The sequence below is a fragment of the Geitlerinema sp. CS-897 genome, from assembly GCF_028368005.1.
GTDB lineage: Bacteria > Cyanobacteriota > Cyanobacteriia > Cyanobacteriales > Geitlerinemataceae > Baaleninema > Baaleninema simplex.
Window position 1 is genome coordinate 1 of sequence record NZ_JAQNCQ010000354.1, and the last position, 5857, is coordinate 5857.

General features: G+C 49.9%; 4 protein-coding genes. 1 reads left to right on the plus strand and 3 read right to left on the minus strand.

Annotation, left to right across the window (positions count from 1 at the left end):
• Positions 1 to 415: 415 nt before the first annotated feature.
• Together POG22_RS22315 and POG22_RS22320 are read right to left on the minus strand one after the other, a co-directional pair.
• Complete coding sequence (locus POG22_RS22315) at positions 416 to 2323, minus strand: response regulator (protein ID WP_498907183.1); 1908 nt, start codon at positions 2321 to 2323, stop codon at positions 416 to 418.
• Positions 2324 to 2426: 103 nt separating this feature from the next.
• On the minus strand, positions 2427 to 3941 hold the full coding sequence (locus tag POG22_RS22320; RefSeq protein ID WP_498907184.1) for an adenylate/guanylate cyclase domain-containing protein: 1515 nt from the start codon (positions 3939 to 3941) through the stop codon (positions 2427 to 2429).
• Between the two features lie 729 nt (positions 3942 to 4670).
• Between POG22_RS22320 and POG22_RS22325 the strand changes: the two genes are divergently transcribed.
• Positions 4671 to 5096: a hypothetical protein gene (locus tag POG22_RS22325; RefSeq protein WP_498907185.1), complete on the plus strand. Its 426-nt coding sequence runs from the start codon at positions 4671 to 4673 to the stop codon at positions 5094 to 5096.
• An 84-nt stretch (positions 5097 to 5180) separates the two neighbouring features.
• Here the strand turns inward: POG22_RS22325 and POG22_RS22330 are convergent.
• Positions 5181 to 5857, minus strand: a 677-nt coding sequence (locus tag POG22_RS22330) for an IS30 family transposase (RefSeq protein ID WP_498907186.1), incomplete at its 5' end; no start/stop codon positions are given.

Sequence of the window (5857 nt, forward strand, 5' to 3'; positions counted from 1 at the left end):
AAAATGTAAATTCATCGAATTGGGCGCACTCAATTTCCAGATCCCCGGCATCTCCAAGATGCCGGGGATCTTATACCAGAAGTGCTAATCGGGAATTTTGCCACCCCAAACTGATGTTTTTGCAAAAGTGAGATGCACCCGGAGAGTGCAAGCCAACGTAATAGACACTCTAGCGATTGCAAAAGCTCATATCTGGTAAATTAATATTAGTGAGATGCACTCCATTTCAAATACTGGTTTTCCCCAATCAGAAAAGCTCTTCCATCCCCCTAACTCCCTTCTCCTTTGAGAGGCTAAGGAGGGATGTGGTGAAGATTTCTTAAAACCCAGCGTATCGGTAAAGGAGGAAGTATTAAAGCAAAATTTGGGTCGGTAAGATTTTGAAAGAGTCAGTCTCAGCCGAATGTTTTGTGCGTTAAGTCCCCGTTTTTTCCTCGTCTTCCGAGAGCGTTTCTTCCTGGGGAACGAGGGCAAAAATCTTATCGAAGCGAAAATCCTCGAGCCAAACCGTTAATCGCTCGGCTAAGGCGGCCGACTCCTCGGGGATTTCATCAATTAGCGAACGAACGATCGCATCGTTGGCGGACATCGCCCCATATCGCAGTCGCATCCGCCACCGAACCGGCATCGACACCAAATCTTCCGACGTCAGTTCCAGAGCGGGAAGCACGCTCTCCGACGCCGTGTCCTCTACCGTCTCGTATAGGTAGCGTACCCCCAAATGTCGGGCGATTTTCTCGAAGATCTCCTCTTCCCGAAACGGCTTGCGAAGGAAATCGTCGCATCCGACAGCTAACACCGACGCTCGTTCCTCCTCAAACGCACTGGCAGTCAAGGCAACGATCGCCGTGGGACTTTTCGCCCCCGTCTTCTTCTGCTGGGCTTTAATCTGTCGCGTCGCCTCGTAACCGTCCATCACGGGCATCCGCACGTCCATCCAAATCAAATCCGGTTGCCACGCCTTCCACTGTGCGATCGCCGCCTGGCCGTCTTCGGCCGAGCGCACCTCGAACCCCGTCACTTCCAACAACTTCACCAAAAACTGACGACTTTCGCGGCGATCGTCGACGACCAACAATTTAGGAACAGGGCGATCTGCGATCGGCCTGACGACGCGACGTTTGGGGGTCTCGGACGAGTCGTTGCTCTCGATCGGCTGCGTTTCCACCGGTACGATAATATCGAACTGAGCGATCGTCCCGACCCCGAGAACGCTATCGAGGGTGATGTCTCCCCCCATCAACTGCACCAACTGACGGCTAATCGGCAAGCCTAACCCCGTTCCCTCTTCCGAACGATATCCGGTTTGCGTTTGCACGAACGCCTCGAAAATCGTTTCTAACTCCTCTGGAGCGATACCGGGGCCAGTATCCTCGACCTCGAAATACAAGCGAACGCGATCGCCACTTTGGGGAACCGCCCCCACTCGTAACGCGACGCTTCCAAACTCGGTAAACTTAATGGCGTTACTGAGCAAGTTGATCGCCACTTGCCGCAACTTCCCCTCGTCTGTACGGATGCACGGTGGTACGTCATCGCTACAGTAAACCTCGAAACTCAACCCTTTTGCTTGCGCTCGCCACGCCAACATATCCGTGACCCCTTGCAAGAGGCGATCGAGACGCACCGGGGCTTCTTTGAGCGTGACTTTTCCCGCCTCGATTTTCGAGAGTTCTAACACGTCGTTAATCAAGGTCAACAAATGTTCGCCACTGCGACAGATAATCCGTAAATATTCCCGTTGTTCCTCGGTCAGCGTTTTATCCCGTTCCATCAGTTGACTGAACCCCAAGATCGCGTTTAATGGAGTTCGCAGTTCGTGACTCATCTTCGCCAGAAACTGGCTTTTGGCCTGACTGGCGCCTTCGGCGTGACGTCGGTTCCGAATTTCTTCCTGTAAGCGGCGGCTGCGATCGGCCAGAGCCTGGGTCAAACGTCGCATTTTCAAATGCACTTGCAAACGCGCCAGCACTTCGTCCCGTTGAAACGGCTTGGTAATGTAATCGACCGCTCCGAGAGACAAGCCTTTGACTTTATCGACGGGATCGGACAACGCACTCATAAAAATCACGGGAATTTCTCGCGTGAGGGGGTTGTTTTTCAAACGACGGCAGGTCTCGAATCCGTCGATTCCCGGCATGAGAATATCGAGTACGATCAGGTCGGGCAGTTGTAAGGCTGCCACTCGTAGCGCACTTTCTCCATCTTGAGCGACGCGCAACGCAAATCCTGCCGTTTCTAAGTGAGCCGACAAAACGCTGAGGTTTGTTGGGTTGTCGTCTACGATAAGGACGACTGCATTGGATTGGGGTTCGGGAGTCATCGATCGCGCAGAAGAGGATCAAGGAAGCAGAGCAGAAACTGTTACCTGTTACCTGTTAACTGTTTTCACTGGTGACTGGTGACTGGTGACTGTCTTCATCTTCTCATCTGCGTCCGACGAGCCAATAAGTCGTCATTTCCCCTTTACCTTTGACAGAGACTAAACCCCGCTCTTCAAACATAAAGCGATCGGTGAGGCGATGGTACGTATCTCCCGTGACTTGAATGCGCCCCGGAATTCCCGTCGATTCCATGCGACTGGCGACGTTGACGGTATCTCCCCAGAGGTCGTAAATAAACTTTTTAATGCCGATGACACCGGCGACGACTGCACCGCTGTTGATGCCGATGCGAATTTGAATCGGCGTATCTGAATAGGGTTGAAAGGATTCGATCGCATCGAGCATATCTAAGGCCATGTTCGCGATCGCGTCGGCGTGGTCGTCCCGAGGCACTGGGAGTCCACCGGCGACCATGTACGCGTCACCGATGGTTTTAATTTTTTCGAGGCCGTGTTTTTCGGCCAGGCGATCGAAAATCGAGAAAATTTGATTGAGGAGATTGACGATTTCTACCGGAGACACGCGAGATGACAGTGCGGTAAATCCGACGATATCGGCGAACAACACCGTGGCGTCGTCAAAGCGATCGGCGATGGCACTTTCGAGTTGTTTGAGGCGATCGACAATGGCTCGCGGCAAGATATTGAGCAATAAGTGTTCGGATTTTTGCTTTTCGGCTTTGAGGGCTTCCTCAGCCAGTTTCCGCTGCGTAATATCGTCGAGAACCCCTAAAATTCCGATTACTTCCCCTTTTTCGTTGTGAATGGGCAGTTTGTTGATGTCGAGCCATACTCGCTTCCCGTCCAGGCCGGTTTTTTGCTTGGTGGCGACGACGTGAAGCTCGGGAGTATCGGAGTCGATAATTTTTCGGTCTTGTTCGCGAAACTGGTCGGCAATGGCGGGATCGGCAAACATATCGTAATCCGTTTTTCCCACCACTTCGTCGGGACTGCTGAGTTGAGCTGCGTCGGCCCAGTTTTGGTTGCAGCCGAGAAAGACTAAATCCGTATCTTTCCAGAAGACCTGTTGCGGAATGTTATCGAGGATCAGTCGCAAGTACTGTTCTTTTTCTCGTAAGGCGGCTTGTGCGCGAGAGCGATCGCGAATTTCTTGCTGGAGCTTGGCATTTTGTTCGGCCAGTTGCTCTTGCAGTCGCTTGAGTTTGAGTTGATTTTCAATCCGCGCCAGCACTTCGGCAAACTGAAACGGCTTGGCAATATAATCGACGCCTCCCGACGAAAACGCCTTGACTTTGTCCATTACGTTGTCGAGCGCACTGATGAAAATGACCGGAATTCCTTGCGTTTTGGGATTGGCTTTGAGACGGCGACAGACCTCGAACCCGTCGAGTTCCGGCATATTGATATCGAGTAAAATCAAGTCGGGCGGTTCGGTTTCGGCGACCACCAGGGACATTTTCCCCGTCGTTACGCTGCGGGTTTCGTACCCTTTACGGGACAGCATCCGAGAAAGCAACCGTAAATTTTCGGGACGATCGTCAACGAGTAACAACGTGGCTTTTGGCTCGGTAGGAGAGTCTGGGGAAATGTGGGTCATAGTACCTGACGAAAGAAGCTCGCTCCACTACTGCGATCGATCGCACTTTGTTCTCCACCTTGTCTCGGGGCGTCTTGACGACCGGCCAAGATATCCGAGGAGTCGCGCTGTCAATGCAATTAAGGGGTAACACCCTCTAGGGTAGTCTAGAGGAATCGGCCGAGAATATCGATATGGCTAAACCCACCCGCGCCCTTGCAACGGGCGAGCGGTTGAAAAGACATCACGTCTTCTACATATAACTTAAGGCTTGCAAAACCGTCACGAACGGACAACGGCGAGGGACCTCTGGCTGGGTTGAGGCTCGAGCGAATACCGATGCTGAAAAACGATTCGAGTTGCTTTGTCTAGAGCGGACGCATTGATACTGTCGAGCATTTATTCGACCGGCGCAGTTCCCAGCTTGCTAAATTGCCTCGGACTTTATCGGATTACACTATCTGTAGTGTGATGAATACCAATCTTTCTCTATATTTAGTGTGTATGGGCGTTAATTGTGTCAGTTTTGTTAGAGTATAACACGCTCGATTTCATCGGTTCGGTCTGTTTTCAATCTGGTAAGGACTGACGAACTCCGATCGCCGTTTGAGAACGCGATCGCATTCTTCTTCTCGCCTCTTGTCAAAGTGAGTTTTCTCGATTAGACTCGACGAAAATTTCAGTTTATTTCTCATCGTTGAGGATAGATTCGTGATAAAAGCCCTGAATTGGTTGGCTCTAACAATGCCTATGTTAACAGTAGCCTCGTTCCTGTTAGCAATTGGAACTTGCCCTACGCTCTCGCGACAAGCCCATGCTGCCGCAATCGATCGAGATAACGATGCGATCGCACAAGGATACGAAGAAGACTTCGACGAAGAGGAATTCAGCGAAGAAGAGTTTGACGAGGAAGGCTTTGACGAGGAGTTTGATGAAGAGGAATTTAGCGAGGAAGAGTTTGACGAGGAAGGCTTTGACGAGGAGTTTGATGAAGAGGAATTTAGCGAGGAAGAGTTTGACGAAGGCTTTGACGAGGAGTTTGACGAAGAGGAATTTAGCGAGGAAGAGTTTGACGAAGGCTTTGACGAGGAGTTTGACGAAGAGGAATTCAGTGAAGAAGACTTCAACGAAGAAGGCTTTGACGAGGAGTTTGATGAAGAGGAATTCGAGAACTAGAGAATCCTAGAAAATCTACTAAAGCGATATATTCTAACGACCCGGCATCTCTAAAGATGCCGGGTTTTTATATTTTTCGCCAATTCAAGTTTGAAATGCAACGGTCTCCGATCCCTGACTATAAAACACCTCAGAAGGGGTTCGATAGTCAAGAGATTTTCGAGGACGATCGTTGAGTAAATCTACTGCTTTTTTGACCGCGTCTGGTGACAAGATTTTAAAATTTGTTCCTTTCGGAAAAAACTGTCGAAGCATTCCATTTGTATGCTCGTTTAGTCCTCGCTCCCAGGAATGATAAGGATTGGCAAAGTAACAGGATACTCCCAGATTTTGAGCCAGTTCTTCGTGACCACTAAACTCCTTCCCGTTATCAAATGTTAATGTTTTCTGATGAGAAGAAAGCAGATGCGAAAACTCTTCAATTGTGACAGTATTAATGGCTTTTTCTGTTTTATTTTTAGCGAGACTCGCTACCAAAAATTTTGAAGCTTTATCCACATAAGTGACTAGAACTCCTGCATGGTGTCCGCCAATCATTGTGTCACTTTCCCAATGACCAACTTCCACTTTTAGATCGGCAATTTGAGGGCGATGTTCAATCCCAACTCGATTGGGAATACGACCCCGTTTTGAGAGAGAAGCCTGACGACGACGGCGTTTTGGCCGTTCTTGCCTCAAATATTTAGAACAGCTTCCCAATCCCCCATAATCGTGGTAAATCATTTGATAATTCGTTTCATGATTGACCGTTTCGGGTGCAT

What these genes read in the sequence shown, in the direction of transcription:
- POG22_RS22320 (WP_498907184.1), bottom strand. Translation starts at nt 3,941, where the DNA reads ATGACCCACATTTCCCCAGACTCTCCTACCGAGCCAAAAGCCACGTTG.
- POG22_RS22325 (WP_498907185.1), top strand. Translation starts at nt 4,671, where the DNA reads ATGTTAACAGTAGCCTCGTTCCTGTTAGCAATTGGAACTTGCCCTACG.
- POG22_RS22315 (WP_498907183.1), bottom strand. Translation starts at nt 2,323, where the DNA reads ATGACTCCCGAACCCCAATCCAATGCAGTCGTCCTTATCGTAGACGAC.